Annotated in this window: 18 protein-coding genes; 16 read left to right on the forward strand and 2 right to left on the reverse strand. The window is 73.4% G+C overall.

The annotated features are described in order from the left end of the window. Nucleotides 1-15: 15 nt before the first annotated feature. Nucleotides 16-516: a transcriptional regulator BldD gene (gene bldD, locus IE219_RS12450; RefSeq protein ID WP_189976704.1), complete on the reverse strand. Its 501-nt coding sequence runs from the start codon at nt 514-516 to the stop codon at nt 16-18. Between the two features lie 257 nt (nt 517-773). Here bldD and pyrR point away from each other — a divergent pair, with 257 nt between their 5' ends. The 14 genes from pyrR (at nt 774) to IE219_RS12520 (ending at nt 17,343) form a co-directional block, all read left to right on the forward strand. Next, nucleotides 774-1,337 carry a bifunctional pyr operon transcriptional regulator/uracil phosphoribosyltransferase PyrR gene (gene pyrR, locus IE219_RS12455; RefSeq protein WP_189976705.1) on the forward strand — a complete coding sequence of 188 codons (564 nt, stop codon included), beginning with the start codon at nt 774-776 and terminating at the stop codon, nt 1,335-1,337. Between the two features lie 85 nt (nt 1,338-1,422). Next, on the forward strand, nt 1,423-2,400 hold the full coding sequence (locus IE219_RS12460) for an aspartate carbamoyltransferase catalytic subunit (RefSeq protein WP_189976706.1): 978 nt from the start codon (nt 1,423-1,425) through the stop codon (nt 2,398-2,400). Between the two features lie 5 nt (nt 2,401-2,405). Then, nucleotides 2,406-3,692, forward strand: coding sequence for a dihydroorotase (locus IE219_RS12465; RefSeq protein WP_189976707.1), 1,287 nt, complete (start codon nt 2,406-2,408; stop codon nt 3,690-3,692). After that, complete coding sequence (locus IE219_RS12470) at nt 3,689-4,261, forward strand: PH-like domain-containing protein (protein ID WP_189976708.1); 573 nt, start codon at nt 3,689-3,691, stop codon at nt 4,259-4,261. The genes IE219_RS12465 and IE219_RS12470 overlap by 4 nt, the downstream gene beginning before the upstream one ends. Further along, nucleotides 4,258-5,397 carry a glutamine-hydrolyzing carbamoyl-phosphate synthase small subunit gene (gene carA, locus IE219_RS12475; protein ID WP_189976709.1) on the forward strand — a complete coding sequence of 380 codons (1,140 nt, stop codon included), beginning with the start codon at nt 4,258-4,260 and terminating at the stop codon, nt 5,395-5,397. Before IE219_RS12470 ends, carA begins: the two co-directional genes overlap by 4 nt. Further along, entirely contained in the window at nt 5,390-8,698 is a 3,309-nt protein-coding gene (gene carB, locus IE219_RS12480) for a carbamoyl-phosphate synthase large subunit (protein ID WP_189976710.1), read from the forward strand. The genes carA and carB overlap by 8 nt, the downstream gene beginning before the upstream one ends. A 70-nt stretch (nt 8,699-8,768) precedes the next feature. Then, the gene (locus IE219_RS12485) at nt 8,769-9,878 is read left to right on the forward strand and encodes a quinone-dependent dihydroorotate dehydrogenase (RefSeq protein ID WP_189976711.1); all 1,110 of its coding nucleotides are present in this window, start codon (nt 8,769-8,771) and stop codon (nt 9,876-9,878) included. After that, nucleotides 9,875-10,714, forward strand: a complete 840-nt coding sequence (gene pyrF, locus IE219_RS12490) for an orotidine-5'-phosphate decarboxylase (protein WP_189976712.1) — start codon at nt 9,875-9,877, stop codon at nt 10,712-10,714. The genes IE219_RS12485 and pyrF overlap by 4 nt, the downstream gene beginning before the upstream one ends. Before the next feature lie 319 nt (nt 10,715-11,033). Then, nucleotides 11,034-11,357, forward strand: coding sequence for an integration host factor (locus IE219_RS12495; RefSeq protein WP_030493613.1), 324 nt, complete (start codon nt 11,034-11,036; stop codon nt 11,355-11,357). Nucleotides 11,358-11,430: 73 nt separating this feature from the next. Then, nucleotides 11,431-11,994: a guanylate kinase gene (gene gmk / locus IE219_RS12500; protein WP_189976713.1), complete on the forward strand. Its 564-nt coding sequence runs from the start codon at nt 11,431-11,433 to the stop codon at nt 11,992-11,994. Between the two features lie 28 nt (nt 11,995-12,022). Then, nucleotides 12,023-12,295 (forward strand): DNA-directed RNA polymerase subunit omega, encoded by a 273-nt coding sequence (gene rpoZ, locus IE219_RS12505; RefSeq protein ID WP_030493615.1) that lies wholly within the window; start codon nt 12,023-12,025, stop codon nt 12,293-12,295. 122 nt (nt 12,296-12,417) lie between these two features. Beyond that, on the forward strand, nt 12,418-13,638 hold the full coding sequence (gene coaBC, locus IE219_RS12510) for a bifunctional phosphopantothenoylcysteine decarboxylase/phosphopantothenate--cysteine ligase CoaBC (protein ID WP_189976714.1): 1,221 nt from the start codon (nt 12,418-12,420) through the stop codon (nt 13,636-13,638). A gap of 260 nt (nt 13,639-13,898) precedes the next feature. Beyond that, complete coding sequence (gene metK / locus IE219_RS12515) at nt 13,899-15,107, forward strand: methionine adenosyltransferase (RefSeq protein WP_189976715.1); 1,209 nt, start codon at nt 13,899-13,901, stop codon at nt 15,105-15,107. A 97-nt stretch (nt 15,108-15,204) separates the two neighbouring features. Next, the gene (locus IE219_RS12520) at nt 15,205-17,343 is read left to right on the forward strand and encodes a primosomal protein N' (protein ID WP_189976716.1); all 2,139 of its coding nucleotides are present in this window, start codon (nt 15,205-15,207) and stop codon (nt 17,341-17,343) included. Between the two features lie 114 nt (nt 17,344-17,457). On the opposite strand, the gene IE219_RS12525 is transcribed toward IE219_RS12520, so the two are convergent. Then, nucleotides 17,458-17,979, reverse strand: a complete 522-nt coding sequence (locus tag IE219_RS12525; protein ID WP_189976717.1) for a hypothetical protein — start codon at nt 17,977-17,979, stop codon at nt 17,458-17,460. A gap of 225 nt (nt 17,980-18,204) precedes the next feature. Here IE219_RS12525 and fmt point away from each other — a divergent pair, with 225 nt between their 5' ends. Beyond that, a complete protein-coding gene (gene fmt / locus IE219_RS12530) occupies nt 18,205-19,137 on the forward strand; it encodes a methionyl-tRNA formyltransferase (protein ID WP_189976718.1) in 933 nt (310 codons plus the stop codon). A 229-nt stretch (nt 19,138-19,366) separates the two neighbouring features. Further along, a complete protein-coding gene (locus IE219_RS12535; protein ID WP_189976719.1) occupies nt 19,367-20,779 on the forward strand; it encodes an RsmB/NOP family class I SAM-dependent RNA methyltransferase in 1,413 nt (470 codons plus the stop codon). Nucleotides 20,780-20,781: the final 2 nt, after the last annotated feature.

Here is a 20,781-nt window from a genome sequence, read left to right on the forward strand (position 1 = left end):
AGGCGACCCCGGAGGTCAGTTCTCCTCGTGGGCGACCGCGCGGCGCGCGTCCGCGTCGAGCACGCCCCAGCTGATGAGCTGCTCGGTCAGGACCGAGGGGGACTGGTCGTAGATCACGGCCAGGGTGCGCAGGTCGTCCTGGCGGATCGACAGCACCTTGCCGTTGTAGTCGCCGCGCTGCGACTGGATCGTCGCCGCGTAGCGCTGGAGCGGGCCGGCCTTCTCGGCGGGGACGTGGGCCAGGCGCTCCAGGTCCAGGACCAGCTTCGGCGGCGGCTCGGCGGCCCCGCCCGGCGTCGTACCGGGCAGCAGCTCCTGCACCGGCACCCCGTAGAAGTCCGCCAGCTCGGCCAGACGCTGCACGGTCACCGCGCGGTCACCGCGCTCGTACGAGCCGACCACGACGGCCTTCCAGCGGCCCTGGGACTTCTCCTCCACCCCGTGGAGGGAAAGGCCCTGCTGGGTGCGGATGGCGCGGAGTTTGGCCCCGAGCTGCTTTGCGTATTCGCTGGACATAACGCTCCCGGACGCTGTGACGACATGCGGCTGCGCCGCGCGGCTGGTAACTCACCGTGATGTTACGCAGCGTTACTCTTTCCCGTCAAGCCGAAAGGGCTCCGCCACCCCCTCCCGGGGGACGGCCCGCCGCAGGTCGGGGCGGGGGAGGGGCGACCCCGCGAAAGCTCGTGCGAGGCACCCTGCTAAAGTGGACGCCGTACATCCGACGTCCTTTAAGAACCGTCCCGTGAGGCGGAGAAGGAGGTCCTTTCTTCATGGACACGCACGAGCACACCGATGAGGCGCGGCCCGTTCTGGAGGCCCCCGACATCGCCCGGGTCCTGACCCGGATCGCCCACGAGATCGTCGAGCGCGCCAAGGGCGCCGACGACGTGATCCTCCTCGGCATCCCCACCCGCGGCGTCTACCTCGCCCGCCGGCTCGCCGAGAAGCTCGAATCGATCACCGGCGCGAAGATCCCGGTCGGCTCCCTCGACATCACCATGTACCGCGACGACCTGCGGATGAAGCCGGCGCGCGCCATCGGCCGCACCGAGATCCCCGCGGAAGGCGTCGACGGCCGCCTCGTCGTCCTCGTCGACGACGTCCTCTTCTCGGGCCGCACCATCCGCGCCGCCCTCGACGCCCTCGGAGACATCGGCCGCCCGCGCGCGGTCCAGCTCGCCGTCCTCGTCGACCGCGGCCACCGCGAGCTCCCGATCCGCGCCGACTACGTCGGCAAGAACCTCCCCACGTCGCTGCGGGAGACCGTCAAGGTCCTCCTCGCCGAGGAGGACGGCCGCGACACCGTCCTGCTCGGCGGCAAGTCCGCCTCCTAGCCGTACCGGCCGCCCCCGCGCGGGGCCGGGCCACCACCCCGGCCCCCGCATGCCCGCACGCCTCCCACCCCGGAGAGAAATCCCGATGATGCGTCACCTCATCTCGGCCGCCGACCTCACCCGCGACGACGCCGTCCTGATCCTCGACACCGCCGAGGAGATGGCCCGGGTGGCCGACCGGCCCATCAAGAAGCTGCCGACCCTCCGCGGCCGGACCATCTGCAACCTCTTCTTCGAGGACTCCACCCGCACCCGGATCTCCTTCGAGGCCGCGGAGAAGCGGCTCTCCGCCGACGTCATCAACTTCGCCGCCAAGGGCTCCAGCGTCTCCAAGGGCGAGTCCCTGAAGGACACCGCCCAGACCCTGGAGGCGATGGGCGTCGACGCCGTCGTCATCCGGCACGGCGCCTCCGGCGCCCCCTTCCGCCTCGCCACCTCCGGCTGGATCGACGCCCCCGTCATCAATGCCGGCGACGGCACCCACCAGCACCCCACCCAGGCCCTCCTGGACGCCTTCACCATGCGCCGCCGGCTCGTCGGCCGCGACGCCGGGCTCGGCAAGGACCTGGAGGGCCGGCGCGTCACCCTCGTCGGCGACGTCCTGCACAGCCGGGTCGCCCGCTCCAACGTCGACCTGCTGCACACCCTCGGCGCCCAGGTCACCCTGGTGGCCCCGCCCACCCTCGTCCCCGTCGGCGTCGAGACCTGGCCCTGCGAGGTCTCGTACGACCTCGACAGCGTGCTGCCGAAGTCCGACGCGGTGATGATGCTGCGTGTGCAGCGAGAGCGGATGAACGCCGCCTTCTTCCCCACCGAGCGCGAGTACTCGCGCCGCTACGGCCTGGACGGCGAGCGGATGGCGAAGATGCCCGAGCACGCCATCGTCATGCACCCCGGCCCCATGGTCCGCGGCATGGAGATCACCGCCGAGGTCGCCGACTCCGACCGCTGCACGGTCGTCGAGCAGGTCACCAACGGCGTCTCCGTCCGCATGGCCGTCCTCTACCTGCTGCTCGGAGGCTCCGAGCCCGCCACCGCCCCCACCCGCGTCGAGGAGAAGTAAGAACCATGAGCAAGATCCTGATCCGTGGTGCGAAGGTGCTCGGCGGCGAGGCCCAGGACGTCCTCGTCGACGGCGAGACCATCGCCGAGGTCGGCACCGGCCTGAGCGCCGAGGGCGCCACCGTGATCGAGGCCGCCGGCCAGATCCTCCTCCCCGGCCTGGTGGACCTCCACACCCACCTGCGCGAGCCCGGCCGCGAGGACTCCGAGACCGTCCTCACCGGCACCCGCGCCGCCGCCTCCGGCGGCTACACCGCCGTCTTCGCCATGGCCAACACCCACCCCGTCGCCGACACCGCCGGCGTCGTCGAGCAGGTCTACCGGCTCGGCAAGGAGGCCGGCTACTGCGACGTGCAGCCCATCGGCGCCGTCACCGTCGGCCTGGAGGGCAGGAAGCTCGCCGAGCTCGGCGCCATGCACGACTCCGCCGCCGGCGTCACCGTCTTCTCCGACGACGGCAAGTGCGTCGACGACGCCGTCATCATGCGCCGCGCCCTGGAGTACGTGAAGGCCTTCGGCGGCGTCGTCGCCCAGCACGCCCAGGAGCCCCGCCTCACCGAGGGCGCCCAGATGAACGAGGGCATCGTCTCCGCCGAGCTGGGCCTCGGCGGCTGGCCCGCCGTCGCCGAGGAGTCGATCATCGCCCGCGACGTCCTCCTCGCCGAGCACGTCGGCTCCCGCGTCCACATCTGCCACCTCTCCACCGCCGGCTCCGTCGAGATCGTCCGCTGGGCCAAGTCCCGCGGCATCGACGTCACCGCCGAGGTCACCCCGCACCACCTCCTCCTCACCGACGAGCTGGTCCGCACCTACAACCCGGTCTACAAGGTCAACCCGCCGCTGCGCACCGAGAAGGACGTCCTCGCCCTCCGCGAGGCGCTGGCCGACGGCACGATCGACATCGTCGCCACCGACCACGCGCCCCACCCGCACGAGGACAAGGACTGCGAGTGGGCCGCCGCCGCCATGGGCATGGTCGGCCTGGAGACCGCGCTCTCCGTCGTCCAGCAGACGATGGTCGAGACCGGCCACCTCGACTGGGCCGGCGTCGCCGACCGGATGTCCTTCGCCCCGGCCCGCATCGGCCGCGCCACCGGCCACGGACGGCCCGTCTCGGCTGGTGAGCCCGCCAACCTGGTCCTGGTCGATCCGGCTTACCGTGGAACGGTGGACCCCGCGGACTTCGCCTCCCGCAGCCGCAACACCCCCTACGAGGGCCGCGAGCTGCCGGGACGCGTCACCCACACCTTCCTGCGGGGCCGGGCAACGGTCATGGACGGGAAGTTGGCGTGACACACACCATCGCAAGCGCGGTCCTCGCCGCGGAGCAGAAGTCGGCCGAGGTCACCGACTGGTCCGGCCGCATCGGCTGGGTCGTCGGACTCCTCCTCTTCGTCGCCTTCGTCTACTGGCTCATGCGGCAGGGCTGGAAGTGGCGCGGCAGCCTCCAGTCGGACCTCCCGCCGCTCCCCGAGGTGCCGGACGCCCCCGGTGCGGCCAAGCTGACCATGAGCGGCCGCTACCACGGCTCCACCACCGCCGGGCAGTGGCTCGACCGGATCGTCGCCCACGGCCTCGGCACCCGCAGCCGCGCCGAGCTGACGCTCACCGACACCGGGATCTCGGTGGTCCGCCCCGGCGCGGACGACTTCCTGATCCCCGCCGCCGCCCTGCGCGAGGCCCGCCTCGACAAGGGCATCGCCGGCAAGGTCCTCACCGAGGGCGGGCTCCTGATCATCACCTGGGAGCACGGCGGCACCCTCCTCGACTCCGGCTTCCGCTCCGACCGGGCGGCCGAGCAGACGGACTGGACCGAGGCCATCAACTCCATGATCGAAACGACGGAAGGCATCGCACGATGACGACCTCCACCCGGGGAGCCCTGGCTCCCGCCGTACTCGTCCTGGAGGACGGCCGCACCTTCCGCGGCCGCGCCTACGGGGCCGTGGGGGAGACCTTCGGAGAGGCCGTCTTCTCCACCGGCATGACCGGCTACCAGGAGACCCTCACCGACCCGTCGTACGACCGCCAGATCGTCGTCGCCACCGCCCCCCAGATCGGCAACACCGGCTGGAACGACGAGGACGACGAGTCCGCCCGCATCTGGGTCTCCGGCTACGTCGTCCGCGACCCCGCCCGCATCCCGTCGAACTGGCGCGCCACCCGCGGCCTCGACGACGAACTGGTCGCCCAGGGCGTCGTCGGCATCTCCGGCATCGACACCCGCGCCCTCACCCGCCACCTGCGCGAGCGCGGCTCCATGCGCGCCGGCGTCTTCTCCGGCGAGGCCCTCGCCCCCGAGGCCGAGCTGCTGGCCCGCGTGCAGGCCCAGCCGCACATGAAGGGCGCCAGCCTCTACGAGGAGGTCGCCACCAAGGAGCCGTACGTCGTCCCCGCGATCGGCGAGAAGCGCTTCACCGTCGCCGCGATCGACCTCGGCATCAAGGGCATGACCCCGCACCGGATGGCCGAGCGCGGCATCGAGGTCCACGTGCTGCCCGCCACCGCCACCGCCGACGACGTGTACGCGGTGAACCCGGACGGCGTCTTCTTCTCCAACGGCCCGGGCGACCCGGCCACCGCCGACGGCCCCGTCGCGCTCATGACCGCCGTCCTGGAGCGGAAGACCCCGCTCTTCGGCATCTGCTTCGGCAACCAGATCCTCGGCCGCGCCCTCGGCTTCGGCACCTACAAGCTGAAGTACGGCCACCGGGGCATCAACCAGCCCGTCCAGGACCGCACCACCGGCAAGGTCGAGGTCACCGCGCACAACCACGGCTTCGCCGTCGACGCGCCCCTCGACAAGGTCTCCGAGACCCCCTTCGGCCGCGCCGAGGTCTCCCACGTCTGCCTGAACGACGACGTGGTCGAGGGCCTCCAGCTGCTCGACCAGCCCGGCTTCTCCGTCCAGTACCACCCCGAGGCGGCCGCGGGCCCGCACGACGCCGCGTACCTCTTCGACCGCTTCGTGACCCTCATGGAGGCCGAGCGTGCCTAAGCGCACCGACATCCAGTCCGTCCTCGTCATCGGCTCCGGCCCGATCGTCATCGGACAGGCCGCCGAGTTCGACTACTCCGGCACCCAGGCGTGCCGGGTCCTCAAGGCCGAGGGCCTGCGGGTGATCCTGGTCAACTCCAACCCGGCCACGATCATGACCGACCCGGAGATCGCCGACGCCACCTACGTCGAGCCGATCACCCCCGAGTTCGTCGAGAAGATCATCGCCAAGGAGCGCCCCGACGCCCTCCTGCCCACCCTCGGCGGCCAGACCGCGCTCAACACCGCGATCTCCATGCACGAGCAGGGCGTCCTGGAGAAGTACGGCGTCGAGCTCATCGGCGCCAACGTCGAGGCCATCCACAAGGGCGAGGACCGCGACCTCTTCAAGGGCGTCGTCGAGGCCGTCAACGCCAAGATCGGCCACGGCGAGTCCGCCCGCTCGGTCATCTGCCACTCCATGGACGACGTCCTCAAGGGCGTCGACACCCTCGGCGGCTACCCCGTCGTCGTCCGCCCCTCCTTCACCATGGGCGGCGCCGGCTCCGGCTTCGCCCACGACGAGGAGGAGCTGCGCCGCATCGCCGGCCAGGGCCTCACGCTCTCCCCGACCACCGAGGTGCTCCTGGAGGAGTCCATCCTCGGCTGGAAGGAGTACGAGCTGGAGCTGATGCGCGACAGGAACGACAACGTCGTGGTCGTCTGCTCCATCGAGAACTTCGACCCGATGGGCGTCCACACCGGCGACTCCATCACCGTCGCCCCGGCGATGACGCTCACCGACCGCGAGTACCAGATCCTCCGCGACATCGGCATCGCGATCATCCGCGAGGTCGGCGTCGACACCGGCGGCTGCAACATCCAGTTCGCGGTGGACCCCGAGGACGGCCGGGTCATCGTCATCGAGATGAACCCCCGCGTCTCCCGCTCCTCCGCCCTCGCCTCCAAGGCCACCGGCTTCCCGATCGCCAAGATCGCGGCCCGCCTCGCCGTCGGCTACACCCTGGACGAGATCCCGAACGACATCACGGAGAAGACCCCGGCCTCCTTCGAGCCCACGCTCGACTACGTCGTGGTCAAGGCCCCCCGCTTCGCCTTCGAGAAGTTCCCCTCGGCCGACTCCACGCTGACCACCACCATGAAGTCGGTCGGCGAGGCCATGGCCATCGGCCGGAACTTCCCCGAGGCCCTCCAGAAGGCCCTGCGCTCCCTGGAGAAGAAGGGCAGCCAGTTCGCCTTCACCGGCGAGCCCGGCGACAAGGCCGAGCTGCTGCGCGAGGCGGTCCGCCCCACCGACGGCCGCATCAACACCGTCATGCGGGCCATCCGCGCCGGCGCCACCCCCGGCGAGGTCTTCGACGCCACCAAGATCGACCCGTGGTTCGTCGACCAGCTCTTCCTGATCAAGGAGATCGCCGACGAGCTGGCCGGCGCCGAGAAGCTGGAGCCCGAGCTCCTCGCCGAGGCCAAGCGCCACGGCTTCTCCGACGCCCAGATCGCCGAGATCCGCGGCCTGCGCGAGGACGTCGTCCGCGAGGTCCGGCACGCCCTCGGCGTCCGCCCGGTCTACAAGACGGTCGACACCTGCGCCGCCGAGTTCGCCGCGAAGACCCCGTACTTCTACTCCTCCTACGACGAGGAGTCCGAGGTCGCGCCGCGCGAGAAGCCCGCCGTGATCATCCTCGGCTCCGGCCCCAACCGCATCGGCCAGGGCATCGAGTTCGACTACTCCTGCGTCCACGCCTCCTTCGCCCTGAGCGACGCCGGCTACGAGACCGTGATGGTCAACTGCAACCCCGAGACCGTCTCCACCGACTACGACACCTCCGACCGGCTCTACTTCGAGCCGCTCACCCTGGAGGACGTGCTGGAGATCGTCCACGCCGAGACCCTCGCGGGCCCGGTCGCCGGCGTCGTCGTCCAGCTCGGCGGCCAGACCCCGCTCGGCCTCTCCCAGGCCCTCAAGGACAACGGCGTGCCGGTCGTCGGCACCTCCCCGGAGGCCATCCACGCCGCCGAGGACCGCGGCGCCTTCGGCCGCGTCCTGGAGGAGGCCGGCCTGCCCGCCCCCAAGCACGGCACCGCCACCACCTTCGCCGCCGCCAAGAAGATCGCCGACGAGATCGGCTACCCGGTCCTGGTCCGCCCCTCGTACGTGCTCGGCGGCCGCGGCATGGAGATCGTCTACGACGAGGCGCGCCTGGAGGCGTACATCGCCGAGTCCACCGAGATCAGCCCCACCCGGCCGGTCCTGGTCGACCGCTTCCTCGACGACGCCATCGAGATCGACGTCGACGCCCTCTACGACGGCGAGGAGCTCTACCTCGGCGGCGTCATGGAGCACATCGAGGAGGCCGGCATCCACTCCGGCGACTCGGCCTGCGCCCTGCCCCCGATCACGCTGGGCGGCTTCGACATCAAGCGGCTGCGCGCCTCCACCGAGGCCATCGCCAAGGGCGTCGGCGTCCGCGGCCTGATCAACATCCAGTTCGCCATGGCCGGCGACATCCTGTACGTGCTCGAAGCGAACCCGCGCGCCTCCCGCACCGTCCCCTTCACCTCGAAGGCGACCGCCGTACCGCTGGCCAAGGCCGCCGCCCGCATCTCGCTCGGCGCCACCATCGCCGAGCTGCGCGCCGAGGGCCTGCTGCCGAAGAACGGCGACGGCGGCACCCTGCCGCTCGACGCGCCGATCTCCGTCAAGGAGGCCGTCATGCCGTGGTCGCGCTTCCGCGACGTGCACGGCCGCGGCGTCGACACCGTCCTCGGCCCGGAGATGCGCTCCACCGGCGAGGTCATGGGCATCGACGCGGTCTTCGGCACCGCCTACGCCAAGTCGCAGGCCGGCGCCTACGGCCCGCTGCCCACCAAGGGCCGCGCCTTCATCTCGGTCGCCAACCGCGACAAGCGCTCGATGATCTTCCCGGCGCGCGAGCTGGTCGCCCACGGCTTCGAGCTGCTCGCCACCTCCGGCACCGCCGAGGTCCTCAAGCGCAACGGCATCAACGCCACGGTCGTCCGCAAGCTCAGCGAGGGCGAGGGCCCCAACGGCGAGAAGACGATCGTCCAGCTGATCCACGACGGCCGGGTCGACCTGATCGTCAACACCCCGTACGGCACCGGCGGCCGCCTCGACGGCTACGAGATCCGTACGGCGGCGGTCTCCCGCGGCGTCCCGTGCCTCACCACGGTCCAGGCGCTCGCCGCGGCCGTCCAGGGCATCGACGCCCTCACCCACGGCGAGGTCGGGGTCCGCTCGCTCCAGGAGCACGCGGAGCACCTGACCGCGGCCCGCGACTAGCAGCCCGTACGAGGAGGGGGACACCGGCAGGACCGCGGTGTCCCCCTCGTCATGACCTGGAGCCACCCGCATGTACAAACTCTTCTTCGCCCTGGTCTTCAAGCGCATGGACCCCGAGCGGGCCCACTACGCGGCCTTCCGCTGGATCCGCCTCGCCGCCCGGACCCCCGTCCTGCGCACCTTCGTCGCCGCCGTCCTCGCGCCCCGCCACGAGGAGCTGCGCACCGAGGCCCTCGGCCTGCGGATGCACGGCCCCTTCGGCCTCGCCGCCGGCTTCGACAAGAACGCCGTCGCCATCGACGGCATGGCCATGCTCGGCTTCGACCACGTCGAGATCGGCACCGTCACCGGCGAGGCCCAGCCCGGCAACCCCAAGAAGCGCCTCTTCCGCCTCGTCCCGGACCGCGCCCTGATCAACCGCATGGGCTTCAACAACGAGGGCTCCGCCGCCGTCGCCGCCCGCCTCCACGCGCGCGTGCCCGTCTTCAGGACCGTCGTCGGCGTCAACATCGGCAAGACCAAGGTGGTCGAGGAGGCCGACGCCGCCGCCGACTACGTGAAGTCCACCGAGCGGCTCGCCGCCCACGCCGACTACCTCGTGGTCAACGTCTCCTCCCCGAACACCCCCGGCCTGCGCAACCTCCAGGCCACCGAGTCGCTGCGCCCGCTGCTCACCGCCGTCCGCGAGGCCGCCGACCGCACGGTCACCGACCGCCGCGTCCCGCTCCTGGTGAAGATCGCCCCCGACCTCGCCGACGAGGACGTGGACGCCGTCGCCGACCTCGCCGTGGAACTCGGCCTGGACGGCATCATCGCCACCAACACCACCATCGCCCGCGAGGGCCTCGGCCTGAACTCCGCGCCCGCCCTCGTCCAGGAGACCGGCGGCCTCTCCGGCGCCCCCCTCAAGGAGCGCTCCCTGGAGGTGCTGCGCCGCCTGTACGCGCGCGTGGGCGACCGGATCGTCCTCGTCGGCGTCGGCGGCGTCGAGAACGCCGAGGACGCCTGGCGGCGGATCCTCGCCGGCGCCACCCTGGTCCAGGGCTACAGCGCCTTCATCTACGAGGGCCCCTTCTACGCCCGCGCGATCCACCAGGGCCTCGCCGCGCGCCTCGCGGCCTCCCCGTACGCCACCCTCGCCGAGGCCGTCGGCGCCGACCACCGAAAGGCCGCCCAGTGACCCAGGAATCCTTCGGCGCCCGCCTGCGCGCCGCCATGGACGCGCGCGGCCCGCTCTGCGTCGGCGTCGACCCGCACGCCTCCCTGCTCGGCTCCTGGGGGCTCGCCGACGACGTCGCGGGCCTGGAGCGCTTCACGTACACCGTGGTCGAGGCGCTGGCGGAGACGGTCGCCGTCTTCAAGCCGCAGGCCGCCTTCTTCGAGCGCTTCGGCTCGCGCGGCATCGCCGTCCTGGAGCGGGCCACCGCCGACCTGCGCGCGGCCGGCGGCCTGGTCGTCATGGACGCCAAGCGCGGCGACATCGGCTCCACGATGGCCGCCTACGCGGAGACGTTCCTGCGGAAGGACTCCCCGCTCTTCTCCGACGCGCTCACCGTCTCCCCGTACCTCGGCTACGGCTCCCTGAAGCCCGCCGTGGACCTGGCCCGGGAGTCCGGCGCCGGCCTCTTCGTCCTCGCCCTGACCTCCAACCCGGAGGGCGCCGAGGTGCAGCGCGCGGTCCGCGAGGACGGCCGGACCATCGGCGCCACGATGCTGGCCCACCTCGCCGAGGAGAACGCGGGGGAGACCCCGATGGGCTCCTTCGGCGCGGTGGTCGGCGCCACCCTCGGCGACCTGTCCTCCTTCGACCTGGACATCAACGGCCCCCTGCTGGCCCCCGGCATCGGGGCCCAGGGCGCGACCCCGGCCGACCTCCCGGTCGTCTTCGGCGCCGCGGTGCGCAACGTCGTCCCGAACGTGAGCCGGGGCGTGCTCCGCGCCGGACCGGACGCGTCCGCTCTGCGGGACGCGGCCGCGCGCTACGCGGACGAGATCCGGGCGGCCGTCGCGGGCTGACCGCCCGCCGCGGCCGTCCGGCTCATCCCCGCAGGTGGGAGCGGACGGCCGCGACGGGCCGCGGGAGCCCCCAGCGCCTCCCCGCACTTGACGAAATCTTGACAGAAATCACGGTGGTAATGTCGGAAAAGTCCTGGTCGGCTGAGGCTGACCAGGACTTTTCCGCTGTTCTCGCTGACTGGAGCGGCCTCGGCCGCTAGTCTCCGGAGCAGAGCAGGCGTTCAACGGTCACGTCGTTGATCGTTGCTCCACTGGTGTGGGGCGACCAGGTCCCTCACCGGTCCGTATCCGACAGATCGACATCTGAGGTGACGTAGGCGTGGCTCTTCCGCCCCTTACCCCTGAACAGCGCGCAGCCGCGCTCGAAAAGGCCGCCGCGGCTCGCCGGGAGCGGGCCGAGGTCAAGAATCGACTGAAGCACTCCGGCGCCTCCCTCCACGAGGTCATCAAGCAGGGCCAGGAGAACGACGTCATCGGCAAGATGAAGGTCTCCGCGCTCCTCGAATCCCTCCCCGGCGTCGGCAAGGTCCGCGCCAAGCAGATCATGGAGCGCCTCGGCATCTCCGAGAGCCGCCGCGTCCGCGGTCTCGGCTCCAACCAGATCGCCTCCCTGGAGCGCGAGTTCGGCGGCGCCGGCGCCTGACCCGGCGCCCCGGCCGGGGGTCCGTCCGGGACGGGAGTCCCGGGCACCCCGGCGCTACTGGAATAATCGCCTCATGGCAGCAGAGGCACGTCCGCGGCTGACCGTGCTCTCCGGCCCCTCAGGGGTCGGCAAGAGCACGGTCGTCGCTCATATGCGCAAGGTCCACCCCGAGGTCTGGCTCTCGGTGTCCGCCACGACACGCAAGCCCCGCCCCGGCGAGAAGCACGGCGTCCAGTACTTCTTCGTCTCGGACGACGAGTTCGACAAGCTGATCGCCAACGGTGAGCTCCTCGAATGGGCCGAGTTCGCGGGCAACCGCTACGGCACCCCCCGCGGCGCGGTCGTCGAGCGCCTGGAGGCCGGCGAGCCGGTGCTCCTGGAGATCGAGCTCCAGGGCGCCCGCCAGGTGAAGGAGTCCATGGCCGACTCCCGTCTGGTCTTCCTCGCCCCGCCCAGCTGGGAGGAGCTGGTCCGCCGCCTCACCGGCCGCGGCACCGAGTCCCCCGAGGTGATCGCGCGCCGCCTGGACGCGGCCAAGGTCGAGCTCGCGGCGGAGTCCGAGTTCGACACCACGCTCGTCAACACCTCCGTCGAGGACGTCGCGCGCGAGCTGCTAACGTTGATGCACGTAGTCTGATCTTTTATCCATCTTCGGAAGGTAGAGCGTGTCCTCTTCCATCACCGCGCCCGAGGGCATCATCAACCCGCCGATCGACGAGCTGCTCGAGGCCACGGACTCGAAGTACAGCCTCGTGATCTACGCGGCCAAGCGCGCGCGTCAGATCAACGCGTACTACTCGCAGCTCGGTGAGGGCCTGCTGGAGTACGTGGGTCCCCTCGTCGACACGCACGTCCACGAGAAGCCGCTCTCGATCGCCCTGCGCGAGATCAACGCGGGTCTGCTGACCTCCGAGGCCGTCGAGGGCCCCGTCCAGTAAGCGTTGCGTTCGTCACTCCAGGCCCGGCGGCCCGTCCGCCGGGCCTGTGGTGTCTCATGGACTCGGAAATACTGGAGCCGCAACGCATCCGAGGACGCGTACGAGCGCGGGGAGTGACAGCCGTGACCAAGCCGAAGGTCGTTCTGGGCGTGAGCGGCGGCATCGCCGCCTACAAGGCGTGCGAGCTGCTGCGCCGGCTGACCGAGTCGGGCCACGACGTCCGCGTCGTCCCCACCGACTCCGCGCTCCACTTCGTGGGCGCCGCCACCTGGTCCGCCCTCTCCGGCAACCCCGTCTCCACCGAGGTCTGGGACTCCGTCCACGAGGTGCCGCACGTCCGCATCGGCCAGGGCGCCGACCTCGTCGTCGTCGCCCCCGCCACCGCCGACATGCTGGCCAAGGCCGCCCACGGCCTCGCCGACGACCTCCTCACCAACACGCTCCTCACCGCGCGCTGTCCGGTCGTCTTCGCCCCCGCCATGCACACCGAGATGTGGGAGCACCCGGCCACCCAGGAGAACGTGGCGACCCTGCGCCGCCGGGGCGCCGTCGTCGTCGAGCCCGCCGTCGGCCGCCTCACCGGCGTCGACACCGGCAAGGGCCGCTTCCCCGACCCGGTCGAGGTCTTCGAGCTCTGCCGCCGGGTCCTGGCCCGCGGCGTCACCGCCCCCGACCTCGCCGGACGGCACGTCGTGGTCAGCGCGGGCGGCACCCGCGAGCCCCTCGACCCGGTCCGCTACCTCGGCAACCGCTCCTCCGGAAAGCAGGGATACGCGCTCGCGCGTGCCGCCGCCGCGCGCGGCGCCCGGGTCACCCTCGTCGAGGCCAACACCGGGATGACCGACCCGGCGGGCGTCGACGTCGTCCACGCCGGCACCGCCGTCCAGCTCCGCGAGGCCGTCCTCAAGGCCGCCGCCGACGCCGACGCGGTCGTCATGGCCGCCGCCGTCGCCGACTTCCGGCCCGCCGCCTACGCCACCGGGAAGATCAAGAAGACCGACGACGGGGGAGCTCCCACCGTCGAGCTGGTCCGCAACCCCGACATCCTGGCCGAGCTGGCCGCCGACCGGGCCCTGCCCGGACAGGTCGTCGTCGGCTTCGCCGCCGAGACCGACGACGTGCTCGCCAACGGCCGCGCCAAGCTCGCCCGCAAGGGCTGCGACCTCCTCGTCGTCAACGAGGTCGGCGAGCGCAAGACCTTCGGCTCGGAGGAGAACGAGGCCGTGGTCCTCGCCGCCGACGGCACCGAGACCCCCGTCCCGTACGGCCCGAAGGAAGCCCTCGCCGAGACGGTCTGGGACCTGGTGGCGCCCCGGCTGCGGGAGCTCCCCGCCTCCTCCTGACCGCCCGCCCGCGACCGCCCCGACGAGGCGAAACGCCGGGGCGGCGTCCCGCACGAGAGTGATGTGCGTCCCGTCCTGGCCGCCCCGGGGGGCCGCTCCCGGCCGGATTCCGGCGTCCTTCGGCCATTCGACTGGCGAGACACCTGGTCCAAGGTCCGATCAGGCCCGATAGACTGTCCGTGGAACGTCGCGGGGCGCAGCCCCCTGCCGGTCCGCGAGATAGAGAGTAGCCAGCAGCCGCTGCAACCCCAGGGAGCGTTGTGTCCCGTCGTCTGTTCACCTCGGAGTCCGTCACCGAGGGACACCCCGACAAGATCGCTGACCAGATCAGCGACACCATCCTCGACGCGCTGCTCCGGGAGGACCCCACCTCCCGCGTCGCCGTCGAGACCCTGATCACCACCGGCCTCGTGCACGTCGCCGGCGAGGTGACCACCAAGGCGTGGGCGGACATCCCCACCCTCGTCCGCAACAAGATCCTCGAAATCGGGTACGACTCCTCGAAGAAGGGCTTCGACGGCGCCTCCTGCGGCGTGTCGGTGTCCATCGGGTCGCAGTCCCCGGACATCGCGCAGGGCGTCGACACCGCCTACGAGAAGCGCGTCGAGGGCGACGAGGACGAGCTGGACAAGCAGGGCGCCGGCGACCAGGGCCTGATGTTCGGCTACGCCTCGGACGAGACCCCCGAGCTGATGCCGCTGCCGATCCACCTCGCGCACCGGCTCTCCCGCCGCCTCACCGAGGTCCGCAAGAACGGGACCATCCCGTACCTGCGCCCCGACGGCAAGACCCAGGTCACCATCGAGTACGACGGCGACAAGGCCGTCCGCCTCGACACGGTCGTCGTCTCCTCGCAGCACGCCTCGGACATCGACCTCGACTCGCTGCTCGCGCCCGACATCCGCGAGTTCGTCGTCGAGCACGTCCTCAAGGAGCTCGTCGAGGACGGCATCAAGCTCGACACCGAGGGCTACCGCCTGCTGGTCAACCCGACCGGACGCTTCGAGATCGGCGGCCCGATGGGCGACGCCGGCCTCACCGGCCGCAAGATCATCATCGACACGTACGGCGGCATGGCCCGCCACGGCGGCGGCGCCTTCTCCGGCAAGGACCCGTCGAAGGTCGACCGCTCGGCCGCCTACGCCATGCGCTGGGTCGCCAAGAACGTCGTCGCCGCGGGCCTGGCCTCGCGCTGCGAGGTGCAGGTCGCGTACGCCATCGGCAAGGCCGAGCCGGTCGGCCTCTTCGTCGAGACCTTCGGCACCAACGCCGTGGAGACCGAGAAGATCGAGAACGCCATCGGCGAGGTCTTCGACCTCCGCCCGGCCGCGATCATCCGCGACCTCGACCTGCTCCGCCCGATCTACTCCCAGACCGCCGCCTACGGCCACTTCGGCCGCGAGCTGCCGGACTTCACCTGGGAGCGCACCGACCGCGTCGACGCCCTGAAGAAGGCCGCCGGCCTGTAAGGCGCACCCGAGCACCGGCCGAGCCCGGCACCCCCTCCGCGGGGTGCCGGGCTCCGTCGTCCGCCCGCTGTCCGAGCGGTCTGGTAGGTATGGGGCTGTGAGCAGCGACAAGGGGAACGGGGAGAGCGGCGAGGGGCCCGAGCAGCTCGCGCTCATCCGGGAGACCGTGCGGAAGGCGAAGGTGCCCCGCGCCAAGCCGCGCACCTGGCGGGACGCGGCGCTCGCCGAGAAGCTGCCCGTCGCCCGGGTCGTGGTCGACAAGGGCTCGCTCCACCTCGACCAGTTCTTCGACTACGCCGTCCCCGCCGAGCTGGACGCCGACGCGCGGCCCGGCGTCCGGGTCCGGGTCCGCTTCGGCGCGGGCGCCGGCCAGGTCCGGGGCGGTCGGCGCGAGGGCGGCCGGCTCATCGACGGCTTCCTCGTCGAGCGCCGGGCCTCCTCCGACTACTCCGGGCCGCTCGCCGCCCTCGCGGGCGTCGTCTCGCCCGAGCCCGTCCTCGGCCCCGAACTGCTCGGCCTCGCCCGCGCCGTCGCCGACCGGTACGCCGGCAGCCTCGCCGACGTCCTCCAGCTCGCCGTCCCGCCGCGCAGCGCCGCCGCCGAACGCCGCCCCTCGCCCGCCCCGCTGCCCCCGCCCCCGGCCCCCGCCCCCGGCACCTGGAGCCGCTACGAGCAGGGGCCCGCCTTCCTGGAGGCGCTGGCCTCCGGCGGAGCGCCCAGGGCCGTGTGGACCGCGCTGCCCGGCCCGCACTGGGCCGAGGAGATCGCCCGGGCCGTCGCCGCCACCCTCGCCGCCGGGCGCGGCGCCCTCGTCGTCGTCCCCGACGGCCGGGCCGTCACCCGCGTGGACGCGGCCCTGACCGGACTGCTCGGCGCGGGCCGGCACGCCGTCCTCACCGCCGAGGCGGGCCCCGAGAAGCGGTACGCCCAGTGGCTCGCCGTCCGGCGGGGCGCGGTCCGGGCCGTCGTCGGCACCCGCGCCGCCATGTTCGCGCCGGTCCGGGACCTGGGCCTCGCCGTCATCTGGGACGACGGCGACGGCAGCCACAGCGAACCCCGCGCCCCCCAGCCGCACGCCCGCGAGGTGCTGCTGCTGCGCGCCGGCCACGACCGGTGCGCCTTCCTCCTCGGCTCCACCAGTTGCACCGTGGAGGCCGCCCAGCTCGTCGGCTCCGGCTGGGCCCGGCCGCTCGCCGCCGGCCGCGAGCAGGTCCGCCGCGCCGCGCCCCTCGTCCGCACCGTCGGCGACGACCTCCTCGCCCGGGACGGGGCCGCGCGGGCCGCCCGGCTGCCGTCGCTCGCCTGGGAGACCCTCCGGGACGGGCTGCGGACCGGCCCCGTCCTGATCCAGGTGCCCTGGCGGGGGTACGTGCCCCGGCTGGCCTGCCAGCGGTGCCGGACGCCCGCCCGCTGCCGGCACTGCGCCGGGCCGCTGGAGGCCCCCGACCAGAGCGAGCTGCACTGCGGCTGGTGCGGGCGGGAGGCGCCCGGCTGGCACTGCGAGGCGTGCGGCTCGAACCGGCTGCGCGCCCAGGTCGTCGGGGCCCGGCGGACCGCCGAGGAGCTGGGCCGGGCCTTCCCCGCCGTGCCGGTCCGCACCTCCGGCCGCGACCACGTCCTGGACCGGGTGCCGGACCGGCCCGCCCTCGTCGTCTCCACCCCCGGCGCCGAGCCGGTCGCGGACGGCGGCTACGCGGCGGCCCTGCTCCTCGACGGCTGGGCCCTGCTCGGCCGCCCCGACCTGCGGGCCGGGGAGGAGGCGCTGCGCCGCTGGATCGACGCGGCCGCGCTGGTCCGGGGGCAGGAGGCGGGCGGCACCGTCGTGGTGGTCGCCGAGCCGACGCTCCGGCCGGTGCAGGCCCTGGTCCGCTGGGACCCGGTCGGCCACGCCCAGCGGGAGCTGGCCGAGCGCGCCGAGCTGGGCTTCCCGCCGGTCTCCAGGATGGCCGCCGTCAGCGGGCCGCCGGAGGTGGTGGAGACCTTCCTGAACGGCGCCGCGCTGCCCATGGACGCGGAGGTCCTCGGCCCGGTGCCGCTGCCGGTGGTCCGCTCCGGCGCCACCCGGCGGCCCGGCGACCCGCCGCCCGGCGAGCAGTGGGAGCGGGCCCTGGTCAGGGTCCCGCCCGGCAGCGGCGCCGCCCTGGCCTCCGCCCTCAAACACGCCCGCGCGGGCCGCCGGGCCCGGGGCGCGGGCGAGGGCCCGCGCGTCCGGATGGACCCGCCCGACATCGGCTAGGGCCTGTCCGGAGGATCGGTCACGAGCGGGGGCGGCACGGCCGTGGTCCCGGACACGGCGACGGCCGCCGCCCCGCTGTCGCGGGGACCGGCGGCCGGTCGGCGGGCCCGCGCCTCAGACGTTGCGCGGACTGGGGAAGACGGGCGCGCGGTCCTCGCGGAGAGTGGCGCTGCCCGAGGTGGGCTGGGGCGGCATGGAGCGGGCGGCGGGCACCGTCGGGACCGGGCGGCCCGGTCCCGGCTCGGGGACGTGCTCCGCCTCCGTGGGCTCCACGACGGGCGGCTGGGGAGCCCGGCGGGCCCCGTAGCGGCGGTGGACGGCCTGCTTGGTGACGCCGAGGGCGGAGCCCACCGCGTCCCAGGAGAACCCGAGGGAGCGGTCGAACTCGACGGCGGCGGTCACCAGGGTCTCGACGCTGTCGCGGAGCTCCTGCGCGAGCCGTACGGTGGGGGCGGGAGCGCGGCCGTAGACGACGAAGCCCGTGGACGGGCCGGAGCGGCGAGGGCGGTAGACATTGCCCAGCTGGGCCGTGAGCGTGCGCAGTGCGTCCACCTGCCGCCGGACCCGCTCGATGTCCCGCACCAACAGGTGCAGGCTCGCCCGGGCTTGGGCGTCGTGGGTTGCGTGGTCGGCCATGTGAAAGCCTCTCGAACCGGCGATGGAGGGGCGCGCCGCGGGGGGACGGCGGCCCGATTCGGTCAATCTCTCTTGACCAACGCGCTACGGGGAGTTGGGTCACGCTGCGGGGGCGTACACGCATATGCGCGGGGCGCTCCGCCGCCGCGTACGCCCCCTCCGTCCCTCCCGCCTAGACTGGTTTGTCGCCCGCAACGCCCCCGGACAGACAGGCAGTCGTCACCCATGAAGCTGGTCTTCGCAGGCACCCCCGAGGTCGCCGTCCCCGCCCTGGACGCCCTGCTCTCCTCCGGGCGGCACGAGGTCGCCGCCGTGGTCACCCGTCCGGACGCGCCGGCGGGCCGGGGCCGCCGGCTGGTCGCCAGCCCGGTCGCGCAGCGCGCCGAGGAGGAGGGCATCGAGATCCTGCGGCCCGCGCACCCCCGCGACGAGGACTTCCTCGCCCGGCTGCGCGAGATCGCCCCGGACTGCTGCCCGGTCGTCGCCTATGGCGCGCTGCTGCCGCAGAAGGCCCTGGACGTCCCCGCGCACGGCTGGGTCAACCTGCACTTCTCGCTGCTGCCGGCCTGGCGCGGCGCGGCCCCCGTCCAGCACTCCCTGATGGCGGGCGACGAGGTGACCGGCGCCTCCACCTTCCAGATCGAGCGCGGCCTCGACTCGGGCCCGGTCTACGGCGTGGTCACCGAGGAGATCCGCCCCACCGACACCAGCGGCGACCTGCTGACCCGGCTCGCCTTCGCGGGCGCCGGGCTCCTCGCGGCCACCATGGACGGCATCGAGGACGGCAGCCTCAAGGCCGTTCCGCAGCCCGCCGACGGCATCAGCCTCGCCCCGAAGATCGAGGTCGAGGACGCCCACGTCGACTTCGCCGCGCCCGCCCTGCGGGTGGACCGGGTGGTCCGGGGCTGCACCCCGGCCCCCGGCGCCTGGACCCTCTTCCGGGGCGAGCGCCTCAAGCTGATCCAGCTCGCCCCGGCCCCGGACCGCGCCGACCTCGCCCCCGGCGAACTGGCCGTCGCCAAGAACAGCGTCCACGCGGGCACCGGCTCGCACGCCGTCGAGCTGCTCTGGGTCCAGCCCCAGGGCAAGAAGCCGATGAAGGCCGCCGACTGGGCCCGCGGCGTCCGCATCGCCCCGGGGGAGCGGCTGGGCGCGTGACCCCGCTGCCGCGAGCCGACGGCGGAGGAGGCGGCCGAGGTCGTCCGGAGCACCGGCGGGGAGCCGCCCGTGCTCCTCGCCTTCGAGGCGGACGGCGGCGGCACCGGGGCGGCGTCCTGCCTGATCGCCGCCGGGGCGTGGGCGGTCCGGCACGGGCGTTTTCCCGGGTGCGGGCGGCGGACGTAGGCTGGACCGGTTCGGCCCCTTCCTTTCACCACGCGGAGCACCTTTGAGCGAGCAGGCACGTCGCCGTCCCCCCAAGCCCCACCGCCGGCCCAAGAAGGATCCGGTGCGGATGCTCGCCTTCGAGGTGCTGCGGGCCGTCGACGAGCGGGACGCCTACGCCAACCTGGTGCTCCCCCCGCTGCTGCGCAAGGCGCGCGAGAAGGGCGGCTTCGAGGCGCGGGACGCGGCGCTCGCGACCGAGCTGGTGTACGGGACGCTGCGCCGGCAGGGCACGTACGACGCGATCATCGCGGCCTGTGTGGACCGGCCGCTGCGCGAGGTCGACCCGCCGGTCCTCGACGTGCTGTCGCTCGGCGCGCACCAGCTCCTCGGCACCCGCATCCCGCCGCACGCGGCCGTCTCCGCCACCGTGGAGCTGGCCCGGGTGGTGCTCGGCGACGGCCGGGCCAAGTTCGTCAACGCGGTGCTGCGCAAGATCGCCCGCCAGGACCTGGACGCCTGGGTGGCCGAGGTCGCCCCGCCGTACGAGAAGGACGCCGAGGACCACCTCGCCGTCGTCCACTCGCACCCCCGCTGGGTCGTCTCCGCGCTCTGGGACTCCCTCGGCGGCGGCCGGACCGGCATCGAGGCGCTCCTCGCGGCCGACAACGAGCGGCCCGAGGTCACCCTCGTCGCCCGCCCCGGCCGGAGCACCGTCGCGGAGCTGGCGGACGCCGCCGAGACGGAGCCGGGCCGCTGGTCCCCGTACGCCCTCCGGCTGACGGACGGCGGCGAGCCCGGTGCCCTCGAAGCCGTCCGCGACGGCCGGGCCGGCGTCCAGGACGAGGGCAGCCAGCTCGTCGCGATCGCGCTGGCCAACGCGCCCCTGGAGGGCCCCGACACCCGCTGGCTCGACGGCTGCGCCGGCCCCGGCGGCAAGGCCGCGCTGCTCGGCGCGCTCGCCGCCGAGCGCGGCGCCGCGCTGCTCGCCTCGGAGAAGCAGCCGCACCGCGCCCGGCTGGTCGAGCGCGCGCTGGCCGGCAACCCCGGCCCGTACCAGGTGATCACCGCCGACGGCACCCGCCCGCCGTGGCGCGAGGGCTCCTTCGACCGGGTCCTGGTGGACGTGCCCTGCTCCGGCCTGGGCGCGCTGCGCCGCCGCCCGGAGGCGCGCTGGCGCCGCCGCCCCGAGGACCTCGACGGCTTCGGGCCGCTCCAGCGCGGGCTGCTCACGGAGGCGCTGAAGGCCGTCCGCGTCGGCGGGGTCGTCGGCTACGCGACCTGCTCGCCGCACCTGGCCGAGACCCGGGTCGTCGTGGACGACGTCCTGAAGCGGCTCGGCGGCGCGGAACTCGTCGACGCGCGCCCCCTCTTCCCCGGCGTGGACCACCTCGGGGACGGCCCCGACGTCCAGCTGTGGCCGCATCTGCACGGTACCGACGCCATGTACCTGGCGCTTCTGCGCCGTACGGCCTGACG

It is taken from the genome of Streptomyces termitum (assembly GCF_014650175.1).
GTDB classification, from domain to species: Bacteria; Actinomycetota; Actinomycetes; order Streptomycetales; family Streptomycetaceae; genus Streptomyces; species Streptomyces termitum.

Coding starts and splice junctions, on each gene's coding strand:
- fmt (WP_189976718.1), top strand. CDS start 18,205: ATGAAGCTGGTCTTCGCAGGCACCCCCGAGGTCGCCGTCCCCGCCCTG.
- IE219_RS12525 (WP_189976717.1), bottom strand. CDS start 17,979: ATGGCCGACCACGCAACCCACGACGCCCAAGCCCGGGCGAGCCTGCAC.
- IE219_RS12485 (WP_189976711.1), top strand. CDS start 8,769: ATGTACAAACTCTTCTTCGCCCTGGTCTTCAAGCGCATGGACCCCGAG.
- gmk (WP_189976713.1), top strand. CDS start 11,431: ATGGCAGCAGAGGCACGTCCGCGGCTGACCGTGCTCTCCGGCCCCTCA.
- pyrR (WP_189976705.1), top strand. CDS start 774: ATGGACACGCACGAGCACACCGATGAGGCGCGGCCCGTTCTGGAGGCC.
- IE219_RS12465 (WP_189976707.1), top strand. CDS start 2,406: ATGAGCAAGATCCTGATCCGTGGTGCGAAGGTGCTCGGCGGCGAGGCC.
- bldD (WP_189976704.1), bottom strand. CDS start 516: ATGTCCAGCGAATACGCAAAGCAGCTCGGGGCCAAACTCCGCGCCATC.
- IE219_RS12460 (WP_189976706.1), top strand. CDS start 1,423: ATGATGCGTCACCTCATCTCGGCCGCCGACCTCACCCGCGACGACGCC.
- carA (WP_189976709.1), top strand. CDS start 4,258: ATGACGACCTCCACCCGGGGAGCCCTGGCTCCCGCCGTACTCGTCCTG.